This window comes from Vibrio sp. 10N.222.54.A3 (genome assembly GCF_041474095.1).
In the GTDB taxonomy this organism is placed as follows: domain Bacteria; phylum Pseudomonadota; class Gammaproteobacteria; order Enterobacterales; family Vibrionaceae; genus Vibrio; species Vibrio crassostreae_C.
Genome location: NZ_JBFRTN010000054.1, coordinates 20524 through 42311 on the forward strand (window position 1 = coordinate 20524; position 21788 = coordinate 42311).

At 45.8% G+C, this 21788-nt stretch carries 21 protein-coding genes; 15 read left to right on the plus strand and 6 right to left on the minus strand.

Annotation, left to right across the window (positions count from 1 at the left end):
- Nucleotides 1–37: 37 nt before the first annotated feature.
- The 9 genes from AB4507_RS12255 to fis all read left to right on the plus strand — a co-directional run bounded on the left by AB4507_RS12255 (nucleotide 38) and on the right by fis (nucleotide 9827).
- Nucleotides 38–1870 carry a DUF294 nucleotidyltransferase-like domain-containing protein gene (locus AB4507_RS12255; RefSeq protein WP_102429028.1) on the plus strand — a complete coding sequence of 611 codons (1833 nt, stop codon included), beginning with the start codon at nucleotides 38–40 and terminating at the stop codon, nucleotides 1868–1870.
- Between the two features lie 10 nt (nucleotides 1871–1880).
- Nucleotides 1881–2513, plus strand: coding sequence for a 3'-5' exonuclease (locus AB4507_RS12260; RefSeq protein ID WP_017062708.1), 633 nt, complete (start codon nucleotides 1881–1883; stop codon nucleotides 2511–2513).
- A gap of 218 nt (nucleotides 2514–2731) precedes the next feature.
- Nucleotides 2732–4681 (plus strand): acetate--CoA ligase, encoded by a 1950-nt coding sequence (gene acs, locus AB4507_RS12265; RefSeq protein ID WP_009844693.1) that lies wholly within the window; start codon nucleotides 2732–2734, stop codon nucleotides 4679–4681.
- Between the two features lie 323 nt (nucleotides 4682–5004).
- Nucleotides 5005–5454, plus strand: a complete 450-nt coding sequence (aroQ, locus tag AB4507_RS12270; RefSeq protein ID WP_010435475.1) for a type II 3-dehydroquinate dehydratase — start codon at nucleotides 5005–5007, stop codon at nucleotides 5452–5454.
- Nucleotides 5455–5528: 74 nt separating this feature from the next.
- Nucleotides 5529–5981: an acetyl-CoA carboxylase biotin carboxyl carrier protein gene (gene accB, locus AB4507_RS12275; protein WP_248369331.1), complete on the plus strand. Its 453-nt coding sequence runs from the start codon at nucleotides 5529–5531 to the stop codon at nucleotides 5979–5981.
- Nucleotides 5982–5996: 15 nt separating this feature from the next.
- Nucleotides 5997–7340: an acetyl-CoA carboxylase biotin carboxylase subunit gene (gene accC, locus AB4507_RS12280; protein WP_017062706.1), complete on the plus strand. Its 1344-nt coding sequence runs from the start codon at nucleotides 5997–5999 to the stop codon at nucleotides 7338–7340.
- Nucleotides 7341–7510: 170 nt separating this feature from the next.
- A complete protein-coding gene (gene prmA / locus AB4507_RS12285; protein ID WP_017055901.1) occupies nucleotides 7511–8398 on the plus strand; it encodes a 50S ribosomal protein L11 methyltransferase in 888 nt (295 codons plus the stop codon).
- 140 nt (nucleotides 8399–8538) lie between these two features.
- Nucleotides 8539–9507: a tRNA dihydrouridine synthase DusB gene (dusB, locus tag AB4507_RS12290; protein ID WP_032546269.1), complete on the plus strand. Its 969-nt coding sequence runs from the start codon at nucleotides 8539–8541 to the stop codon at nucleotides 9505–9507.
- 23 nt (nucleotides 9508–9530) lie between these two features.
- A complete protein-coding gene (gene fis, locus AB4507_RS12295; protein ID WP_004729744.1) occupies nucleotides 9531–9827 on the plus strand; it encodes a DNA-binding transcriptional regulator Fis in 297 nt (98 codons plus the stop codon).
- An 88-nt stretch (nucleotides 9828–9915) separates the two neighbouring features.
- On the opposite strand, the gene zntR is transcribed toward fis, so the two are convergent.
- Nucleotides 9916–10356, minus strand: coding sequence for a Zn(2+)-responsive transcriptional regulator (zntR, locus tag AB4507_RS12300; RefSeq protein ID WP_017062704.1), 441 nt, complete (start codon nucleotides 10354–10356; stop codon nucleotides 9916–9918).
- 325 nt (nucleotides 10357–10681) lie between these two features.
- Here zntR and purH point away from each other — a divergent pair, with 325 nt between their 5' ends.
- Both purH and purD read left to right on the plus strand, forming a co-directional pair.
- Nucleotides 10682–12289, plus strand: coding sequence for a bifunctional phosphoribosylaminoimidazolecarboxamide formyltransferase/IMP cyclohydrolase (gene purH / locus AB4507_RS12305; protein ID WP_372182764.1), 1608 nt, complete (start codon nucleotides 10682–10684; stop codon nucleotides 12287–12289).
- Between the two features lie 182 nt (nucleotides 12290–12471).
- Nucleotides 12472–13761, plus strand: coding sequence for a phosphoribosylamine--glycine ligase (purD, locus tag AB4507_RS12310; RefSeq protein WP_372182766.1), 1290 nt, complete (start codon nucleotides 12472–12474; stop codon nucleotides 13759–13761).
- 181 nt (nucleotides 13762–13942) lie between these two features.
- On the opposite strand, the gene AB4507_RS12315 is transcribed toward purD, so the two are convergent.
- Both AB4507_RS12315 and hupA read right to left on the minus strand, forming a co-directional pair.
- Entirely contained in the window at nucleotides 13943–14641 is a 699-nt protein-coding gene (locus tag AB4507_RS12315) for a DUF1481 domain-containing protein (protein WP_017063655.1), read from the minus strand.
- Between the two features lie 47 nt (nucleotides 14642–14688).
- On the minus strand, nucleotides 14689–14961 hold the full coding sequence (gene hupA, locus AB4507_RS12320; protein ID WP_004729753.1) for a nucleoid-associated protein HU-alpha: 273 nt from the start codon (nucleotides 14959–14961) through the stop codon (nucleotides 14689–14691).
- Between the two features lie 270 nt (nucleotides 14962–15231).
- Here hupA and AB4507_RS12325 point away from each other — a divergent pair, with 270 nt between their 5' ends.
- On the plus strand, nucleotides 15232–16383 hold the full coding sequence (locus AB4507_RS12325) for a CNNM domain-containing protein (protein WP_371724703.1): 1152 nt from the start codon (nucleotides 15232–15234) through the stop codon (nucleotides 16381–16383).
- Between the two features lie 104 nt (nucleotides 16384–16487).
- On the opposite strand, the gene AB4507_RS12330 is transcribed toward AB4507_RS12325, so the two are convergent.
- A complete protein-coding gene (locus AB4507_RS12330) occupies nucleotides 16488–17075 on the minus strand; it encodes a YjaG family protein (RefSeq protein WP_017062699.1) in 588 nt (195 codons plus the stop codon).
- A 71-nt stretch (nucleotides 17076–17146) separates the two neighbouring features.
- Here AB4507_RS12330 and AB4507_RS12335 point away from each other — a divergent pair, with 71 nt between their 5' ends.
- Together AB4507_RS12335 and AB4507_RS12340 are read left to right on the plus strand one after the other, a co-directional pair.
- The gene (locus tag AB4507_RS12335) at nucleotides 17147–18073 is read left to right on the plus strand and encodes a D-2-hydroxyacid dehydrogenase (protein ID WP_372182767.1); all 927 of its coding nucleotides are present in this window, start codon (nucleotides 17147–17149) and stop codon (nucleotides 18071–18073) included.
- The gene (locus tag AB4507_RS12340; protein ID WP_017071166.1) at nucleotides 18073–18666 is read left to right on the plus strand and encodes a uracil-DNA glycosylase family protein; all 594 of its coding nucleotides are present in this window, start codon (nucleotides 18073–18075) and stop codon (nucleotides 18664–18666) included. The genes AB4507_RS12335 and AB4507_RS12340 overlap by 1 nt, the downstream gene beginning before the upstream one ends.
- A gap of 103 nt (nucleotides 18667–18769) precedes the next feature.
- On the opposite strand, the gene hemE is transcribed toward AB4507_RS12340, so the two are convergent.
- Entirely contained in the window at nucleotides 18770–19837 is a 1068-nt protein-coding gene (gene hemE / locus AB4507_RS12345) for a uroporphyrinogen decarboxylase (protein WP_372182769.1), read from the minus strand.
- A gap of 299 nt (nucleotides 19838–20136) precedes the next feature.
- Nucleotides 20137–20946 (minus strand): NAD(+) diphosphatase, encoded by an 810-nt coding sequence (gene nudC / locus AB4507_RS12350; RefSeq protein ID WP_102429034.1) that lies wholly within the window; start codon nucleotides 20944–20946, stop codon nucleotides 20137–20139.
- Nucleotides 20947–21111: 165 nt separating this feature from the next.
- On the opposite strand from nudC, the gene AB4507_RS12355 reads away from it, so the two are divergent.
- Nucleotides 21112–21609, plus strand: a complete 498-nt coding sequence (locus AB4507_RS12355; protein ID WP_032545724.1) for an Rsd/AlgQ family anti-sigma factor — start codon at nucleotides 21112–21114, stop codon at nucleotides 21607–21609.
- Nucleotides 21610–21788 lie beyond the last annotated feature (179 nt).

Consider the following 21788-nt stretch of genomic DNA (forward strand, 5'->3'; position numbering starts at 1 on the left):
TTGTCAGACTGATTAAAGACTCCCATTTCTTCTTGTGATGCTTATGCCTGACAAATTTAATATGCAGCACCCGCCCTTCGATAGCCTGTCCGACGCCGAACAGTTGAAGCTTCGCTCTTCATTAGACGTGGTGTATTACCGCTCTCAAGAAGTGATACTGGAAGCTGAAAGGCCGAGCCGACACCTGCATATTTTGATCAAAGGAGCTGTTGAAGAGCGCGCGAGCAGTGATGGTGAGATTTACGCACACTATGCCAATGACGATATTTTTGATGTCCGCAGCCAGTTTGAACCCCACACCAAACACCAATATATCGCACTCGAAGATACATTAAGTTATCTGCTGCCCACCGATATTTTTCTTGAGCTTTACCACGCCAATGGCCAATTCGCTGCCTACTTTGATAGCAACCTATCAACACGAAAAGCTTTGATAGAAGCCGCCCAGCAGCAACAGAATCTTGCCGAGTTTATATTAACCAAAGTGGATGACTCTATCTATCACCCACCACTGATACTTGAACCAAACCAACCGATCAACCAAGTCACTCAAACCCTTAAAGAACAAGGGTTAGACTCGGCCCTAGTCCATTTGGAACATAATGATCCAAAAGCTTTTGGATCATCATGTTCCTTGTCGTATGGAATCGTCACTCGAACCAATTTATTGCATGCTGTGATGCTCGATAATTTCACACTGGATGCGCCTGTCGGTGAGATCGCAACGTTTCCGGTGATGCACGTGAACCAAGGCGATTTCTTATTTAACGCCATGATTACCATGACCAGAAATCGAGTAAAAAGGTTGATGGTTTGTGATGGTAAAAATGCGGTCGGCATGGTGGATATGACACAGATTCTCAGTGCATTCTCCACACACTCCCACGTTCTTACTTTGCGTATTGCGCGCGCCACCAGCGTTGAAGAATTGGCAATGGCATCCAACAAACAACGTCAACTGGTCGAGAGCTTGCTCAGTAATGGGATTCGCACACGCTTTATCATGGAGCTGATTTCTGCGGTCAACGAACAGATCATAGAGAAGGCTTTTGAGTTGGTGATCCCACCTGCACTGCATAATCATTGCTGCCTAATCGTGTTGGGTTCCGAAGGCCGTGGGGAACAAATTCTCAAAACCGATCAAGACAACGCGCTCATAATTCAAGATGGCTTGGAGTGGCATCAATGCCAAAGTGCCATGAACGACCTCACTCATACCCTTCAACAATTGGGTTACCCACTGTGCCCGGGCAACGTGATGGTCAACAATCCGAAATGGGTGCATTCAGAGCAAGAGTGGAAACAAACCCTTACCCATTGGGTAAAAAAAGCCACGCCAGACACCGTGATGGATATCGCGATCATGGCAGATGCACACGCAGTAGCGGGGAATAGAGAGTTATTAAAACCTGTAAAGCAGCACCTCAGTGATTTAATGCTCGGACAAGAATTGATTCTGACGGAGTTCTGCCGCCCGGCGCTGAACTTCTCAGTTCCCCTGACCCTGTTTGGTAATGTGAAGCAATCCAAGTCCGGACTCGATATCAAACAAGGCGGTATTTTCCCTATCGTGCATGGTGTGAGAGCGCTTTGCCTAGAACATGGTGTCACGGTCAACAACACCTTCGAACGCATTGAGCAGCTGGTCAGCAAGAAAGTATTAGAGCAAAGTACTGCCGATAATCTCAGTGAAGCACTCAAGCAATTCTTTAAGTGGCGCTTAGCCCAAAGGCTTTCTCAGCAGCACAGCAGCAACAAGATTAACGTCAAACTGATGGAACGAGCAGACAGGGATCTGCTTCGTCATAGCCTGCACGTGGTGAAGAAATTCAAGCAATGGCTCGGCTACCACTATCAGATACGGGATTAGGCATTGAACGATGAATAGGTTGGTTCGCTATTACTGGCATCACAAGCTCAAAGGCTCCCTCTATCAGCCTCTGTTTACTGCGCCTATTGATCATGAATATGTATCGCTCGATTGTGAAACCACCAGCCTAGATCCCAATCAGGCAGAATTAGTTACCATTGCCGCGACCAAGATCATCGGTAACCGAATCATTACCAGCCAACCTTTTGAAGTCCGGTTGCGCGCCCCCCAATCGCTCGATTGCAATTCAATAAAAATCCACCGTATCCGTCATCAAGATCTAAAGCACGGCATCGAAGAAAAACAGGCTTTAATCGAGCTACTGAACTTCATTGGAAATCGTCCTTTAGTCGGCTATCACATCCGCTATGATAAAAAAATTCTCGACCGCGCCTGTTTAAAACAGCTTGGATTTCCACTGCCTAACCGATTAGTCGAAGTGAGCCAACTCTATCAAGACAAACTCGAAAGACAGCTGCCCAATGCCTATTTTGATCTCAGTATGGACGCCATCTGTCGCCAACTCGATTTACCTATCCCGGTCAATAAACATGATGCATTACAAGACGCTATCTCCGCTGCGCTGATCTTTGTGCGCCTGAAACATGGTGACCTTCCCCGTTTCAACTCTTCTTATTCTTAATTCAACCACTGGCGCTTCACATAGAGAGCAACATCTCAAAATTGAACTTAACTCGCTATTTTGTAAGTGAAAAGCAGCGTCTCATCCTAAAGTCTAATTGTGGAAATCGCCGTCCTAGCCGAGAGTGATAACACAAAGACGGTTCTGTAATAGACCTAGAAACTGAACACAAAGGAAGTTGCCAGTTCATTAGGAATGTAGGCACAAGGAGAGATGCAATGAGTGAAGCCCACGTTTATCCGGTAAAAGAAAATATTAAATCAACCACACACGCGGATAATGACACTTACCTAGCCATGTACCAGCAATCTGTTTCTGACCCTGAAGGCTTTTGGGGTGAACACGGAAAAATCGTTGATTGGATCAAACCTTTCACACAAGTAAAAAACACCTCTTTCGACCCTGGCCACATTGATATTCGCTGGTTTGAAGATGGCACGCTTAACGTTTCGGCTAACTGTATCGACCGCCACCTTGCTGAGCGCGGTGATGAAGTCGCTATCATCTGGGAAGGCGATGACCCGGCAGATGATAAAACTCTAACTTTTAATGAACTGCATAAAGAAGTGTGCCTGTTTTCGAATGCTCTAAAAGAGCAAGGCGTGCGCAAAGGTGATGTGGTTTGTTTATACATGCCAATGGTGCCAGAAGCGGCAGTAGCCATGCTGGCGTGTACCCGTATCGGTGCGGTTCACACAGTCGTATTTGGTGGTTTCTCACCAGAAGCACTGTCTGGTCGTATTATCGATTCAAATTCTAAAGTCGTTATCACTGCCGATGAAGGCGTGCGTGGCGGCCGTGCTGTTCCACTGAAAAAGAATGTCGATGAAGCACTGACGAACCCTGAAGTGAAAAACATCGAGAAGGTTGTTGTATTCAAACGCACTGGCGGTGATGTGGCATGGCACGAACATCGCGATGTGTGGTGGCACGATGCTATTGCTAATGTATCTGCAGATTGCCCACCAGAAGAGATGAACGCAGAAGATCCACTATTCATCCTTTATACGTCAGGCTCAACAGGTAAACCTAAAGGCGTTATGCACACCACAGGTGGCTACCTTGTTTATGCTGCGATGACCTTCAAATACGTATTCGATTACCAAGAAGGCGAGACTTTCTGGTGTACAGCCGATGTGGGTTGGATTACCGGTCACACATATCTTGTTTACGGACCGCTTGCTAATGGCGCAAAAACGATTCTGTTTGAAGGCGTGCCAAATTACCCGAACACCAGCCGCATGAGCGAAGTGGTCGATAAGCACCAAGTTAATATTCTTTATACGGCGCCAACGGCTATTCGTGCATTGATGGCGAAAGGCAATGAAGCCGTTGAAGGTACTTCTCGTGACAGCCTAAGAATCATGGGCTCAGTGGGTGAACCTATCAACCCAGAGGCGTGGGAGTGGTACTACAAAACAATCGGTAATGAGCAATCTCCAATTGTTGATACATGGTGGCAAACAGAAACGGGCGGTATCTTGATTGCACCGCTACCAGGCGCAACAGACCTGAAACCGGGCTCTGCAACTCGTCCATTCTTCGGTGTGCAACCGGCACTGGTTGATAACATGGGTAACATCATTGAGGGTGCAACAGACGGCAACCTAGTGATTCTTGACTCTTGGCCAGGCCAAATGCGTACCGTTCATGGCGATCATGACCGCTTCGAACAGACTTACTTCTCGACCTTTAAAGGCATGTACTTCACCAGTGACGGCGCTCGTCGTGATGAAGACGGTTACTACTGGATTACGGGGCGTGTCGATGATGTACTTAACGTATCAGGTCACCGTATGGGTACTGCTGAGATTGAATCGGCTCTAGTCGCGTTCGATAAGATTGCAGAAGCCGCGATTGTGGGCATCCCTCATGATATTAAAGGCCAAGCGATTTACGCTTACATCACGCTGAATGATGGTGAGTTCCCAACCGCAGAGCTTCATAAAGAAGTAAAAGACTGGGTACGTAAAGAGATTGGCCCAATTGCAACGCCAGATGTACTGCACTGGACCGACTCTCTACCAAAAACTCGTTCGGGTAAAATCATGCGTCGTATCCTGCGTAAAATCGCGACTGGCGATACAGGTAACCTAGGTGATACCTCGACACTGGCCGACCCAAGTGTGGTTGATAAGCTGATTGCCGAGAAAGCAGAACTGGCATAAGCAACCAGTCACAGCAGCTAATCACTGTTTAAAACAGCACTTTCTAAACCGTCACCTATGTGGCGGTTTTTTTTATGGCTGATCTTGATCTCAAATATCCCGCCCCAAATTAAGGCTAAGACGCTTTTTTGTTAAGTTGGTAACAATTCCAAGCTGTATCAATAGGAGATTAGACCAGTAAATTGCTGCGATTTGCGCTGAATTAGCTATAATCTGGTTCTAATTTTTAAATTTGGGTTTTTCTCACTGGAAATTAACCGCAAATTTTCAATAAAATGGCAACATTCACGTTCGTAAACACGATAAAGGAAGATAGCCCCACGATGTCTACAAAGTTTCGCATTCTAGTTTTAAATGGCCCAAACCTTAACCTGTTAGGCCTTAGAGAGCCCGCACACTACGGTTCTCAAACACTTGACCAGATTATTAGCTCACTGACCGAGCAAGCGAAAGCACACGATGTTGAGCTATCTCACTTACAGTCAAATCGTGAGTACGAACTGATTGAAGCTATCCATAGTGCTTATCAAAATGTTGATTTTATTATTATCAACCCAGCAGCCTTTACACATACCAGTGTGGCACTGCGTGATGCACTACTTGGCGTTGCCATACCATTTATTGAGGTTCATCTATCGAATGTTCACGCGCGTGAACCATTCCGTCACCACTCTTACCTATCTGATAAAGCAGAAGGTGTGATTTGTGGCTTAGGTGCCCAAGGTTATCAATTTGCTTTGACCGCTGCGCTCAGCAAGCTCAACTCAAAGTAAACATAAACAACGAACTATTACTAACCTACTCAGTCATAGAGTAAGTTCAATTAACAGATAAAGAGAAAGAAACAATGGATATTCGCAAAATCAAAAAGCTAATCGAATTGGTTGAAGAGTCTGGTATTTCTGAGCTAGAAATCTCTGAAGGTGAAGAGTCAGTACGAATCAGTCGTAACAGCACTGCACCTGTAGCACCTGTTCAATATGCAGCTGCTCCAGCACCTGTAGCGGCAGCAGCTCCTGCGGCGGTACCTGTAGCAGCAGAAGCAGCAGCTCCTGCAGTTCCAGCTGGTCACCAAGTTCTTTCTCCAATGGTTGGTACTTTCTACGGCGCTCCAAGCCCAGACGCAAAACCATTCGTTAAAGTTGGTCAATCTGTAACTGCTGGCGAAACGCTATGTATCGTTGAAGCAATGAAAATGATGAACCAAATCGAAGCTGATAAATCTGGTGTTGTAACAGCTATCCTAGTTGAAGACGGTCAACCAGTAGAATTCGACCAAGCTCTAGTAATTATCGAATAATAGAGAGCACTCATTATGTTAGATAAATTAGTAATCGCGAACCGTGGTGAGATTGCACTACGTATTCTGCGTGCATGTAAAGAGCTTGGCATTAAAACGGTAGCGGTTCACTCAACTGCTGACCGTGACCTTAAGCACGTACTGCTTGCAGACGAAACCATTTGTATCGGTCCAGCTCGTGGTATCGATAGCTACCTAAACATCCCTCGTATCATCAGCGCAGCTGAAGTTACAGGTGCAGTAGCTGTTCACCCTGGCTACGGCTTCCTATCTGAAAATGCAGACTTTGCAGAACAGGTAGAGCGCAGTGGCTTTATCTTCGTTGGCCCTAAAGCTGAAACCATTCGCATGATGGGTGACAAAGTGTCAGCTATCACGTCAATGAAGAAAGCTGGCGTACCTTGTGTACCAGGTTCTGACGGCCCTCTTGACGACGACGAAGCAAAAAACAAAGCGCACGCTAAACGCATTGGCTTCCCAGTTATCATCAAGGCATCTGGCGGCGGCGGCGGTCGTGGTATGCGTGTTGTTCGTTCTGAAGCAGAATTAACAGAAGCTATCGCGATGACTCGTGCTGAAGCAAAAGCATGTTTCAACAACGACATGGTTTACATGGAGAAATTCCTAGAAAACCCACGTCACATTGAAGTACAAGTGCTTGCAGATGGCCAAGGTAATGCTATCCACCTAGGTGAGCGTGACTGTTCAATGCAACGTCGTCACCAGAAAGTTGTGGAAGAAGCGCCAGCTCCAGGTATCACTGAAGAGATGCGTAAGTACATTGGCGAACGTTGTACTCGTGCATGTATTGAGATCGGTTACCGCGGTGCAGGTACATTTGAATTCCTATACGAGAACGGTGAATTCTACTTCATCGAAATGAACACTCGTATCCAGGTTGAACACACGATTACTGAAATGGTAACGGGTATCGACCTAGTGAAAGAACAGCTACGTATTGCAGCTGGTCAGCCTCTATCATTCACTCAGGATGACATTAAGCTGCGTGGCCACTCAATCGAATGTCGTATCAATGCTGAAGATCCAGTTCGTTTCCTACCTTCACCAGGTAAGATTGAACGTTTCCACGCACCAGGCGGCATGGGCGTACGTTGGGAATCTCACATCTACACGGGTTACACAGTGCCACCACACTACGATTCAATGATTGGTAAGCTGATCACTTACGGTGAGAACCGTGATGTTGCTATCGCTCGTATGAAGAACGCACTGGGTGAAATGATTGTTGAAGGTATTAACGTTAATACTGAGCTTCAACTGTCTATTATGAACGACGAAAACTTCCAACACGGTGGTGCAAACATCCACTACCTTGAGAAGAAACTTGGTTTGTCATAATCCGTTCGTTTAAGAACAGTCAAAATGCTCACTTCGGTGAGCATTTTTGTTTTTGAACCGCCGAAAAAATCAATCTTTAATCCCCATTATATTCCGTGGGGTTTTGGTGAATTTGCTCATATTTTCTGCTAGACTCGCCATCCAATTTTTCTCATATAGAAGATGCAGCCATGCCTTGGATTCAAATCAAGCTTAATGCTACCAATGAAAATGCCGAACAAATCGGCGACATGTTAATGGAAGAGACTGGTGCTCTTTCTGTAACTTTCCTGGATGCACAAGATACCCCTGTATTTGAGCCTCTGCCAGGCGAAACTCGCCTTTGGGGTGATACTGACATTCTCGCGCTTTACGACGCTGAGACTGATACTGGTGTCGTTCTAGCGCAGATTAAAGCAAGCAACATGTTCCCTGCAGACTTTGCTCATAAAGTAGAGCAAATTGAAGACAAGGATTGGGAGCGTGAATGGATGGACAACTTCCACCCAATGAAGTTTGGTGAGCGTTTATGGATCTGCCCTAGCTGGCGCGATATCCCTGAACCTGACGCTGTTAACGTAATGCTAGACCCTGGCCTTGCATTTGGTACAGGTACTCACCCGACAACGGCATTGTGTCTTGAGTGGCTTGAAGGCTTAGACCTTGCAGGCAAAACCGTGATCGACTTCGGTTGTGGCTCAGGCATCCTAGCGATCGCTGCGATCAAACTAGGCGCAGCAAAAGTTATCGGGATCGACATTGATCCTCAAGCTCTGCTTGCATCAAAAGACAACGCACAACGCAATGGCGTTGCTGAGCAACTAGAGGTGTTCTTGCCACAAGATCAACCGGAAGGTTTGCTAGCAGACGTTGTTGTTGCCAACATTCTTGCGGGTCCATTACGCGACCTTTCTGGCATCATCAAGGGCCTAGTTAAGCCAAATGGTGTACTTGCGATGTCGGGTGTTTTAGATACACAAGCAGAAGATGTTGCCACTTATTATCGTGATGAGCTTCACATTGATCCGATCATCGAACAACAAGAATGGTGTCGAATCTCAGGTCGCAAGCAAGGCTAGACAAGACTTTGGGCGCTAATTGACTGAAATTTAAACAAATTACAAAAACAAATTGTAAATGCTCAAATATTAGTCTTTTCACGCAGCGAAAAAATGCGTAAAATGCGCGCCCTTGCTGGTACAGAACTGTGATGACATTTTTGAAAATCGGAAATTATCAACTTAAGAACAATCTAATCGTCGCTCCTATGGCTGGCGTAACGGATAGACCATTCCGTGAGTTGTGTCTTCGCTACGGTGCGGGGATGGCAGTCAGTGAAATGATGTCCTCCAATCCGAAAGTTTGGAAAACGTCAAAGTCTCAGCAGCGTATGGTACATGAAGGCGAATCGGGCATTCGTTCAGTACAAATCGCTGGTGCAGATCCACAGCTTATGGCCGAGGCTGCTCAATTTAATGTCGATAACGGTGCGCAAATCATCGATATCAACATGGGTTGTCCAGCCAAAAAAGTGAATAAGAAGCTTGCGGGCTCAGCCTTACTGCAGCATCCAGAACTCATTGAAGACATTCTGAAAGCGGTGGTAAATGCTGTCGACGTTCCAGTAACGTTGAAAACGCGCACAGGCTGGGATACAGACAATAGAAACTGTGTCCAAATCGCGAAAATAGCCGAAGACTGCGGCATACAAGCTCTTGCGCTCCATGGAAGAACTCGCGCTTGTATGTACAAAGGTGAGGCAGAATACAAACACATTAAAGCAGCGAAACAAGCAGTATCTATTCCGGTTATCGCTAACGGTGATATCGATAGTCCGGAAAAAGCGAAGTTTGTGCTGGAGTACACCGGCGCTGATGCTTTAATGATAGGTCGACCTGCCCAAGGACGCCCTTGGATTTTTAACGAAATCCTACACTATTTGGAAAACGGCACCACGATGGACCCACTCCCGATTTCGGAAGTGAAAGACATCATGCTTGGTCATGTGCACGCTCTACATGAATTTTATGGAGAGTTTTTAGGCCCTCGCATCGCTCGTAAGCATGTGGGTTGGTATCTAAAAGAACATGAACAAGCGAGTGAGTTTCGCCGTACCTTCAACGCATTCGAAGCAGGTGATCTGCAGCTTGAAGCGCTAGAAGGTTTTTTTGATAACGTTGCACCATAATTACGAGAAGAGCTAGACCGAATATGTTCGAACAAAATCTGACTTCAGAAGCATTGACAGTAACTACAGTTACATCACAAGACCAAATCACGCAGAAGCCACTACGTGACTCAGTTAAAGCATCATTGAAAAATTACCTTGCTCAATTAAACGGTCAAGAAGTCAGCGAGTTATACGAATTAGTATTAGCTGAAGTTGAACAGCCACTACTAGACACTATCATGCAGTACACTCGCGGTAACCAAACTCGCGCAGCAACCATGATGGGTATTAACCGCGGTACTCTTCGCAAGAAACTTAAAAAATACGGCATGAACTAATCGTTCTTTCGTAATTTATTGAATTGAAAGCCAAGCTCATTGTTGAGTTTGGCTTTTTTTTGGCTTGTCGATCCGTGATAGTCGCTGATTACTCTCCAGTGCGACAGCAGCGACCTTTGTCGACGTTTGCTGAGTCCAAGGCTGCCAGAATCGAACAATGGCTTGCATCGTCGTCTACGTGGCCGCAACACGCATCATTAATCTTCTTAAGTGCGGTGCGAATCTTAGTTAACTCAGTGATCTTCTCATCAATCATCTCTAATTTTGCTGAGGTAATCGACTTCACTTCAGCGCAACTGTGCTGTGTGGCCTCGAGGCGAATCTCAAGCAATTCTTTAATCTCGTCCAAACTCAGCCCCAACGCTTTAGATTTGAGAATAAACGTCACCTGTTTCTGGTTATTTTCATCATATAGGCGATAACCCGAGTCACTGCGACTGGCTGGCGCGATCAGGTTATTCTTCTCATAAAATCGCAAGGTATCGGCTGTCACACCGCATCGCTTCGCTAATTCACCGATCTGAAACATGTTTTTTCCTACTGTTTCGTCCATTCCACAATTAACCTTATCGTTACTTTTCAGGCTGAAATGGCACTTTTCATAATTAATTTTGAGATGCCAAACGATTGCGCGAGCTTTTTTGTAATAAATTAGTTAGAATCTGCGCCATCAAATTTGGAGTTGGTTATCTTATAGCTTAATCATAAGACTAACCCAAAAGGTCTTTACCAAAACTGGCCAATATTTTATCTCTTACTGGTATCTAAGATAATCCACGCTAAGAAGATAGAAACAAGTTCTTTTTTGGCAAATATCTTTATTTTAACCCCATGAATTTGAGGAAGATGGAAGCATGAATAACGCTCGTCCAATTCGCCGCGCTCTAATCAGCGTATCAGACAAAACTGGTATCGTTGAATTTGCACAAGCTCTTGCTAACCGTGGTGTAGATATCCTATCTACCGGTGGCACTGCTCGCCTGCTTGCTGAAAAAGGCATCTCTGTTACAGAAGTATCTGACTACACTGGTTTCCCAGAAATGATGGATGGCCGTGTTAAGACTCTGCACCCAAAAGTTCATGGTGGTGTTCTAGGCCGTCGTGGCCAAGATGATGACGTGATGGAAACTCACGGTATCAACCCTATCGATATGGTTGTTGTAAACCTATACCCATTCGCAGAAACCGTTGCTAAAGAAGGTTGTACCCTTGCTGATGCTGTTGAGAACATCGACATCGGCGGCCCTACAATGGTTCGCTCTGCAGCGAAAAACCACAAAGACGTAACGATCGTTGTTAACGCACACGACTACGAGCGCGTTGTCGCTGAAATGGACACGAACGAGAAATCTCTAACACTAGAGACTCGCTTCGACCTCGCTATCGCAGCATTCGAGCACACCGCTTCTTACGACGGCATGATCGCAAACTACTTCGGCACTATGGTTCCATCTTACGGTGAGAACAAAGAAGGTGACGAACCTTCTCCTGAAAACAAGAGCAAATTCCCTCGCACGTTCAACCAACAGTTCGAGAAAAAGCAAGACATGCGCTACGGTGAGAACAGCCACCAGGCAGCCGCATTCTACGTTGAAGCAAACCCTGAAGAAGCATCAGTTTCTACAGCTCGCCAGATTCAAGGTAAAGCCCTTTCTTACAACAACATCGCTGACACCGACGCAGCACTTGAGTGTGTGAAAGAGTTCGACCAGCCAGCATGTGTGATCGTTAAGCACGCTAACCCATGTGGTGTTGCACTAGGTGAAGACATCCTAGAAGCTTACGACCGTGCATTCAAAACAGACCCAACTTCTGCATTTGGCGGCATCATCGCTTTCAACCGTGAGCTAGACGCTGCAACAGCAACGGCTATCACTGAGCGTCAATTCGTTGAAGTTATCATTGCACCATCAGTTTCTGCTGAAGCAGTAGCAATCGTAGCGACTAAGAAAAACCTTCGCCTACTTGAGTGTGGTGAGTGGACAACGAAGACAACTGGCTTTGACGTTAAACGCGTTAACGGTGGTTTGCTAGTTCAAGACCGCGACCAAGGCATGGTGTCTGAAGATGACCTTAAAGTGGTTTCTAAGCGCCAACCTACAGCTGAAGAATTGAAAGATGCTCTATTCTGCTGGAAAGTAGCGAAATACGTTAAATCTAACGCTATCGTTTACTCGAAAGGCGACATGACAATTGGTGTTGGCGCTGGCCAAATGAGCCGCGTTTACTCTGCGAAAATCGCAGGCATCAAAGCTGCAGACGAAGGTCTAAAGGTTGAAGGTTGTGTAATGGCATCTGACGCGTTCTTCCCATTCCGTGACGGTATCGACGCGGCAGCAGAAGCTGGCATCAAGTGTGTTATCCAACCGGGTGGTTCTATGCGTGATGACGAAGTTATCGCAGCAGCAGACGAACACGGCATGGCGATGATCTTTACGGGCATGCGTCACTTCCGCCACTAATTTCCTCTTCGTATTTGGCACTGTGGCGTCGTTAGCTGCTTTCGCCCACCCCGGTCACATAGCAGACTATGCTCCCCGGGGATGGGCTCAATTGCTGCCTAGCCACATCACCAACTACTTTGAGCAAGACTTATAACTTTGTTTTTTTAAATATTTAGATATTTGAGATTAAGGATTTTACAATGCGAGTTTTAATCATCGGTGCTGGCGGTAGAGAACATGCTTTAGGCTGGAAAGCAGCACAAAACCCAAACGTTGAAACAGTATTCATCGCTCCAGGTAACGCAGGTACTGCACTTGAGCCGAAACTAGAGAACGTAAACATCGGCGTTGAAGACATCGCTGGTTTAGTCGCGTTTGCCCAAGATAAAAAAATCGAACTGACTATCGTGGGCCCTGAAGCACCATTGGTTATCGGTGTGGTTGATGCATTCCGCGAAGTAGGTTTGCCAATCTTCGGCCCTACTCAAGCTGCAGCACAGCTTGAAGGCTCTAAAGCATTCACTAAAGACTTCCTAGCTCGTCATGATATCCCAACAGGTTACTACTCAAACTTCACTGAGATTGAGCCAGCTATCGCTTACGTTCGCGAGCAAGGCGCTCCTATCGTAGTGAAAGCTGACGGTCTTGCGGCAGGTAAAGGCGTTATCGTTGCGATGACCCTTGAAGAAGCAGAAGACGCAATCAAAGACATGCTAGCGGGCAACGCCTTTGGCGAAGCAGGCAGCCGCGTTGTTATCGAAGAGTTCCTCGAAGGCGAAGAAGCAAGCTTCATCGTAATGGTTGACGGCTCTAGCGTGCTTCCTATGGCCACCAGCCAAGATCACAAACGTGTTGGCGACAAAGACACTGGGCCGAACACGGGCGGCATGGGTGCTTACTCTCCTGCGCCGGTTGTAACTCCAGAAATCCACAACCGTATCCTTGAGGAAGTTATCTACCCAACGGTACGTGGTATGGACGCAGAAGGCGCACCTTACACAGGTTTCCTTTACGCTGGCCTAATGATCGATGCTGACGGCACACCTAAAGTTATCGAATACAACTGCCGCTTTGGCGACCCTGAAACGCAACCTATCATGATGCGTATGGAGTCAGACCTTGTTGAACTTTGCCTAATGGCTATCGACGAGAAGCTCGACGAAGCAGAATCGAAGTGGGATCCACGCGCTTCTATCGGTGTTGTTCTTGCGGCTGGCGGTTACCCTGCTGACTACGCAAAAGGTGACGTTATTTCACTACCAACAAGCGAAGTTGAAGGCCAAAAGATTTTCCATGCAGGTACGACAAATAACGAAGCTGGCGATGTGGTGACAAACGGTGGTCGTGTACTTTGTGCAACGGCACTGGGTAACACGGTTTCTGAAGCTCAGGAGCGCGCATACGCGTTAGCGAAGCAAGTGAGCTGGAATGATATGTTCCACCGCAATGATATTGGTTACCGTGCGATTGCGCGCGAACAAGAGCAGTAAACAATCTTGTTGCTCGCTTACTTTCCAATAACAGTAAGCAAATGACAGCAAGTGAATAACAGAAAAAGGCGCCTCAATAGGCGCCTTTTATTATCTCATTTACACAAGAATCTGTATTTGTACAGACAAATAGGCACTTGGCCTACAGTAGGCCAAATACTCTCAATCCTTTGATTACTCGCTATTCTTTCAACAATGATGGCCTAACGACACAATCATGGCTGTCTTCAGCCAGCATCAGTAACTCTTCCACGCTCATCTTACCCAGTGAATCACTGCCAAGAAACGCCGCATAGCTTTCCACAGACGCCAATCGGTCAATCACGAAGCCTGGCAAGGTCTGGTTAAATTCAATGCGATCAAACTCACCACCAGCGCACGTTTTAAAAGAGCTGCCATTCCAGTAACCCTGAATCAGCCTAAGCCCTTCATCATGCTGCTTCGTTGTGGTCTCTAGAACCGACGTCGCTTCTTTCTGATAGTTTTCAAGCTGCTTGGCTTGGATAGGTAAGATTTTGCTATCAATACGATACTGTTGATACACAGCTTCGCCTGACTTATTGAAACGCACATGGACTCGATAGGGAACCAGCTCATTAGAAGAGTTACGCTGCTCGCCTTCACGAATGAATTCACGAAGCACGCCTTCTGACCAAGCATAATCAGTTTGGTACCAGCCGTAATCGCCGACAGTGACGTAGTCAGCTGAAGTATGAGGTTGTGTTAGCTTGTTTGTAACCCAGTAGAAACTCGTCGCGTCGCCCATGACTTGGCCGCCAGTGTGAGTTTCAAATTGCTCTAGGTTTTTGCGAGGGCTTGTTGAAGAACAGCCAATAAGAAATGTAGATAATAGTGAAACGAGAAGAAATGCTTTTTTCATAAAAACCTGTACCGAGGTGGAATACGACTACCTCGGTACAGTTTAGATTATTTCACTGAATCTTTCAGCGCTTTACCTGCAACAAATGCTGGAACATTTGCAGCAGCGATTTGGATCTCATCACCAGTTTTTGGGTTACGACCAGTGCGAGCTGCACGGTGGTTTACTTTAAAAGTACCAAAACCAATTAGCTGAACTTGATCGCCATCTTTAAGAGCATCTGTAACACCGCCAAGAGTCGCTTCTAGAGCAGCTTTAGCTTGTGCTTTAGAAAGGTCCGCTTTTTCAGCAATAAAGTCGATTAATTGAGTCTTGTTCATTTTAGGTTTCCCTTCTTTGTATTTTTGAATTCAATTCACTCTAAAACATAAATGCCCCATCTGGCAAAGGTTTGTCGTCGATCTTTAGCTCTAATGCCGTAGTTTTAGCCATAATATGAGTAATAACTCACAATTTGTTACTGATTTTATTAAGCAAGCCCTTGTTTAAAAGGGGCTGAGAGCAAAATTAATGATGACCTAGCCACTACTTTTTCACTATAATCCACTCTGAATCGCTGCTAAAGCGTACAATTTAATTTAAGGGCAAACATGCTGCTGCTATCTATTTACGTCTCCATTGCTATTGGAGTTTCTTTCATTTGTTCTGTTTTGGAAGCTGTACTTTTGAGTATTAGTCCGAGCTACATTGCTCAACTAAAACAAAATGGGCACCCTGCAGCAGAGTCTTTAGACAAACTGAAAACAGATATTGACCGCCCGCTTGCGTCAATTTTAACGCTCAACACCATCGCCCATACTATCGGTGCTGCGACAGCAGGTGCACAAGCGGCTGTCGTTTTTGGTAGCCAATGGTTAGGTGTCTTCTCTGCCGTGCTAACGCTAGGTATCTTGGTATTATCTGAGATTGTTCCAAAGACCATTGGTGCAACCTACTGGCGTCAACTTGCCCCTGCTTCGGCAAGCGTGCTGCGCTGGATGGTGTTCTTCCTAACACCGTTTGTCTGGTTCTCAGAACAGATCACCAAACGTCTTGCTCGTGGCCACCAAGCACCAAAAATGCGTGATGAGCTATCTGCAATGGCGATTTTGGCAAAAGAGAGCGGCGAGTTTGCAGAAGGCGAATCAAAAATCCTGAGCAACCTACTGGGTATTCAAGATGTACCCGTGACTCAAATAATGACGCCGCGCCCAGTGGTATTCCGTGTTGATGCGGAAATGAGTGTCAATACCTTCCTAGAACAACATAAAGACACGCCATTCTCACGCCCGCTGGTTTACAGCGAGCAGAGTGACAACATCATCGGTTTTGTTCACCGCTTAGAGCTGTTTAGATTGCAGCAAGCCGGTTGTGGTGAGAAAGCTCTGGGTGAAGTAATGCGCCCTATCCACGTGTTGCTGAACAACATGGGCTTGGCTAAAGCCTTTGACCAGATGATGGCAAACCGCCTGCAACTGTCTTTAGTTGTGGACGAATACGGCACTATTCAGGGCATCATCACCCTAGAAGACATCTTTGAGCACCTAGTGGGCGAAGAGATTGTCGATGAAGCGGATAAGACGACTGATATGCAAGAACTGGCGTTCCAACGCTGGGAGAAGTGGAAAGAGACACACGGTGTTATCGAAAACCGCGATGACGAGGACGAGGAAGAAACTCCAGCAGACAACGACTCTTCAGATGCAAAATCAACGAATGACGACGACGCATCAAAAGATAAGGCATCAAAAGACAAAGTGTAGAACGAAGACAAAAAAGACGCTTAATCTAAATTTGATACCGTCAGATACAACAAAGGCTCCCTAGGGAGCCTTTGTTTTTATTCGTACCTTGGTGCAATTGCGAATTATAGCGCAACACCAATGTTACTGACTGGGTCTTCACGCAGTTCGTGGCGTAGGTCTTTGATCAACTCTAAGTCACGCTCAGTCGTTTCACGTAAAGGTCGGAAAATGGCCCACTGAACGTCCCACTCTTCACATACCGCTTCGTTTTCTTTCTGGTTTTCGTTCGTCACTTCTTCAGCGCCTTGAGCAAACTCAAGCTCAGCAACCGTCTTCACCGATTGTTGACTCACTTTAATTACCGCTTCCAACATATGTTCACGGTCAAGCAGACCATGAATTAGCGTTGCTAGGCCTTGGCATGCGTCCATTGCTGGGTAAACACCATAAAAATCAAAATCATCACCGCTAGGGAATAGCTCTTCAACCTTCTCAAGTTGACGCTCAAAGTTCACCTTTGCTGTTTTAACCGTCAGGATTTCCCAAATGCTATCCAAAACATCACGATAGATTCGAGCTTCCGCAAATTCTGTATTCTCACAAAACATGGCATAGTTAGGGTACATACGCTCACATAGACACGCCATAAAGGTAATTTGTTGCCAAGGTTCTAACTTTTCAAGACGAACCTGCAGTGGATTCTGAAGCATAGTCACTCAATAATTGCAGAAAAAGACAGCGAAAGTGTACTTGATAAACCCTGGGGGGAAAAGGTAAGCCGATGAACAATTTTACGAATAAGCTCTATATTCTTACTGAGCATGACGATACCTATACGCAACTGATTCTACACCAGGATTTACCCGACCTAGAAATCACTCAAAACCCCGAATCAGCACAGATTGTCTTGGCGTCACCACCTCTAATCGCAGAACGCCTCAGCGAGTTTAAAGAGCTAGACTGGGTACAGAGTACCTATGCTGGAATCAATAAACTCACTCAGCCAGATCTGCGTCAGGACTATACGCTAACCAACGTCAAAGGCATCTTTGGCCCGGCTATCGCAGAATACGTATTGGGTTACACAATCAGTCACTGTAGACACTTCCCTCATTACCACCAGCATCAACAACAACGAAACTGGCAGCCACAGCTTTATACTAGCCTAACTGACAAAACTATGGTGATTTTAGGAACAGGTTCAATCGGCAGTCATTTGGCAAAAACCGCGGCGGCTTTTGGTATTCATACCATAGGTGTCAACCGTACGGGTATCCCATCCAAACAAGAAACCTTTAAAGAGACTTTCCACATCAATGAGATAGAGGCTGCCCTTAAGCAGGCCGATATTGTGGTCAACACCTTGCCATCAACCGCTGAAACCTATCAGCTGTTGAACCAAACCACGTTAGGTTACTGCTCTAATGTGTTGCTGTTTAATGTCGGTCGAGGGGAAAGCATCGACAATAAAGCCTTGTTGCTCGCCATAAAAAACAGATGGGTAGAACACGCATTTTTAGATGTGTTTGAAAGTGAACCCCTCTCTCAGGAATATCCTTTCTGGAAACTACCGCAAGTCACCATCACTCCACACATCGCTGCACTCAGTGAGCCAAGACAAGTAGTCGAGATCTTCGCAGAGAATTACAAACAGTGGCGAGATGGCTTTACACTTAATCATGTCATCGATTTTGATAAAGGTTACTGATGTCCTCTTCGTTACTTAAAGAGATTCGACAATGCCGAGCTTGTGAGCCTCACCTATCACACGGTGCCAACCCGGTGATTCAAGCGCATCCAAACGCGCGCTTGCTGATCATAGGTCAAGCGCCGGGTATCAAGGTGCATGAGTCGTCGATCCCTTGGAATGACGCGAGTGGCGAACGATTAAGAGGATGGTTAGGGATAGATAGCGATACTTTTTACGACGAGCAAAAAGTCGCGATTGTGCCTATGGGGTTTTGTTATCCGGGGAAAGGGAAAAGTGGTGATCTTCCACCACGCAAAGAGTGCGCGGAGCTTTGGCATAACAAAGTGCTGCAATCTCTACCCAATATTCAAATGACACTGCTGATTGGCCAGTACGCACAAAACCATTACCTAACAAACAAAACCACCAGCACATTGACCGAAACCGTGCGTGATTGGCAAAGGTGGGCGCCTGAGTTTTTGCCATTACCCCACCCTTCGCCACGCAATAATATCTGGCTCAAGAAGAACCCTTGGTTTGAAAATGAAGTCATTCCTTATATCAGGAAACACATCTCAGAGCATTTGGCCTACCATGATCCAAATGCCTGATTAACTGTACACAATAAGATTAAACCGCCATCAAATGCCAATTTCAGACAATAAAAAAGCGCTGTTGGTTTCCCAACAGCGCTTTCAATAATCTTACTCAGAATTACTTGTGGTAAGGCTTAGACAATTCGTGAACAGCGTCAACGAATACACCAGCATTCTCTGGCGGTACATCTAAGTGGATACCGTGGCCTAGGTTAAATACATGACCGGTACCACCGTCGCCGAAGCCTTCAAGGATGCTGCCCACTTCTTCGCGAATACGTTCAGGTTGAGCGTAAAGCATTGAAGGATCCATGTTACCTTGCAGAGCAACTTTGTCGCCGATGCGAGCTTTTGCATCTGCGATGTTGATTGTCCAGTCTAGACCAACCGCATCACAACCTGTTGCTGCGATAGACTCAAGCCACATGCCGCCGTTCTTAGTGAACAGAGTAACCGGTACACGGCGACCTTCGTTTTCACGGATTAGGCCATCAACGATTTTGTGCATGTATTGCAGTGAGAATAGGTTGTAGTCACGAGGAGTCAGTACACCACCCCATGTATCAAATACCATTACCGATTGAGCACCCGCTTTAATTTGCGCGTTCAAGTATTCGATAACACTGTCAGCCAGCTTGTCTAGAAGCAGGTGCAGCGTTTGTGGTTCTGCGTACATCATCTTCTTGATCTTAGTGAATGCTTTAGAGCTTCCACCTTCAACCATGTATGTCGCTAGAGTCCATGGGCTACCAGAGAAACCAATCAGTGGCACTTCGCCTTTCAGGTCTTTACGGATCTGACGAACGGCATTCATTACGTATTGAAGCTCACCTTCTGGATCTGGTAGGCCAATCTCCTCTACGTCAGCTTTACACGTGATAGGACGCTCAAATTTAGGGCCTTCACCTGTTTCAAAGTACAAACCTAAGCCCATTGCATCAGGGATAGTTAGGATGTCTGAGAACAAGATTGCCGCATCAAGCGGGAAACGACGTAAAGGTTGAAGTGTTACTTCGGATGCCAGTTCCGCGTTTTTGCACAAAGACATGAAATCGCCCGCTTCAGCGCGCGTTGCTTTGTATTCAGGAAGATAGCGGCCAGCTTGGCGCATCATCCATACCGGTGTGTAATCAACAGGCTGTTTTAAAAGTGCGCGTAAATAGCGATCGTTTTTTAATTCGGTCATTCCGTTAAATTCCAATTCAATCTTGTCTAGTTTTGATGGCAAGTATTCTAACACTGATTGAAGGGTAAAAGCTGTGTGCTTTGCAACCTAGATCAAGTTATTAACTTTTAAATCAATGCTTAATTTGCACCCAATTACGGGAGCATGTTAAAAATTTGTTCGCTAGCGAAAATTACAATTATAACATCTGAGTAGTCACTACTCAGCATCTCATAACGACATCTTACTTACCCCCTCCACTTGTGGAGGGTTTTTTTTAGCTTTTGACCACCCATAGGCCAAATACTATTACAGGCAAATTAGTGCTCTAGCATCTGCTCCGTCACACCATCTTTCATCACGTCATCAACGGTTTTCTCAATCAACTGTCTCGCAATGGTTCCAACAGGAGCAACATCAGGTAGGCTTGTTACGTCAAACCATTGAGCATCCGATAGCTCGCTGTAATCAGGCTTAAGCGTACCACCAGCATAATCTGCGAGAAAGCCCATCATCATACTTGATGGAAACGCCCATGGCTGGCTGCCAAAATAACGAATATTATCGACATCGATACCCGTTTCTTCTTTGACTTCTCTTGCCACACACTGCTCTAAGGTTTCTCCGACCTCTAGGAAGCCCGCTATCACGGTATACATGCCTGTTTTATGTCTTGGGTGCTGTGCAAGCAATATCTTGTTGTCGTTTCGTACAGCGACAATGATGCACGGGAAGATACGGGGGTAGTGAAGCGTGCGGCAATCTCCACACTGCATCGCCACCTGGTTATGATTGAGATGATTTCGACCACCACACTGAGGGCAAAAACGCATACTTTGAGTCATATGCCCATATTGGATGGCTTTGCTTGCAGTCAAGAAACTCACTTCAGGCCAGTGCAGTAACTCTCTTAGGCTGACCATGCTCAGCTCATTCTCCACATCACAATCGTTGAGCCAATACACCTTGCGACCTTGATGCTGACCAATACAGATTGCATGCTCCACACTCAGCCCAAGCTCTTCAGCAGAGCCAAACGGAAACTGATCATTATTAACCCAAATATCACTACCAGAAACGACGCACCAATAAGCTTGCTCTGTCATTTTGTTATCACTTTTTTTTAACATCCCTATGCCTCATTGCTTGCAGTTCGTTCATTTTACTGGCAATCTAATTTCATACTAGAGTTGTAGCAGAGAATATTTCAAGCTATTAATTTTAGTAGCTACCAATAAAACGGACCCTGCTTAGGCAATTACTTGATCACAAGGTTGTGATCAGATCATGAGGACATGGTCATGCTAAATAAATTCAAACAAATACAAGAACAATGGGGTGGCTCTAATGAGGTCATCGATCATTGGCTCGAAACTCGACAGTCTCTAATCGTTGAGTATTGTAAGCTAGGTGCCCTGCAGCCAGCTAGCAACGGGCAATCAAACGTTGTTGAACTCCCTTCTCCTAAAGAAATAAGCTCATTCTGTGATCATGTTGTCGATTATATCTCAGAGGGTCATTTTAAGATCTACGATATGGTCATGAAAAAATGGCAAGCAACAGGCTTTAAAACCAATGACGAGATTGATACAACTTACGCGAAGATCGTACTTACAACCGAGCCGCTTCTAGAATTCAATGATAAGTACGTTAAAGTAAATGCAGACGATGAGTTGCCTAACTTCGAAGGAGATATGTCCAAAATAGGTGAACTACTCGAACTACGTTTTGAAGTAGAAGATAATCTTATCCAGCTTATTGCAGACAGTTTAGCGATTCCACCAGGCGCTTAGTTAGCCGAATCCTTAATAAGCTTGCCTCTGTGCAAGCTTTTTGTTTTGTCTGTAAGGTTATCCAAACTACCCAGAACCTTTCAGACAGAGCTTACTCGCTCGCCCTGACCTTTAGCCATAAGCATATGGTTACAGCCCTAATCAGCCTAATCATCTCTACCCTTTATCTTACTGGCCTC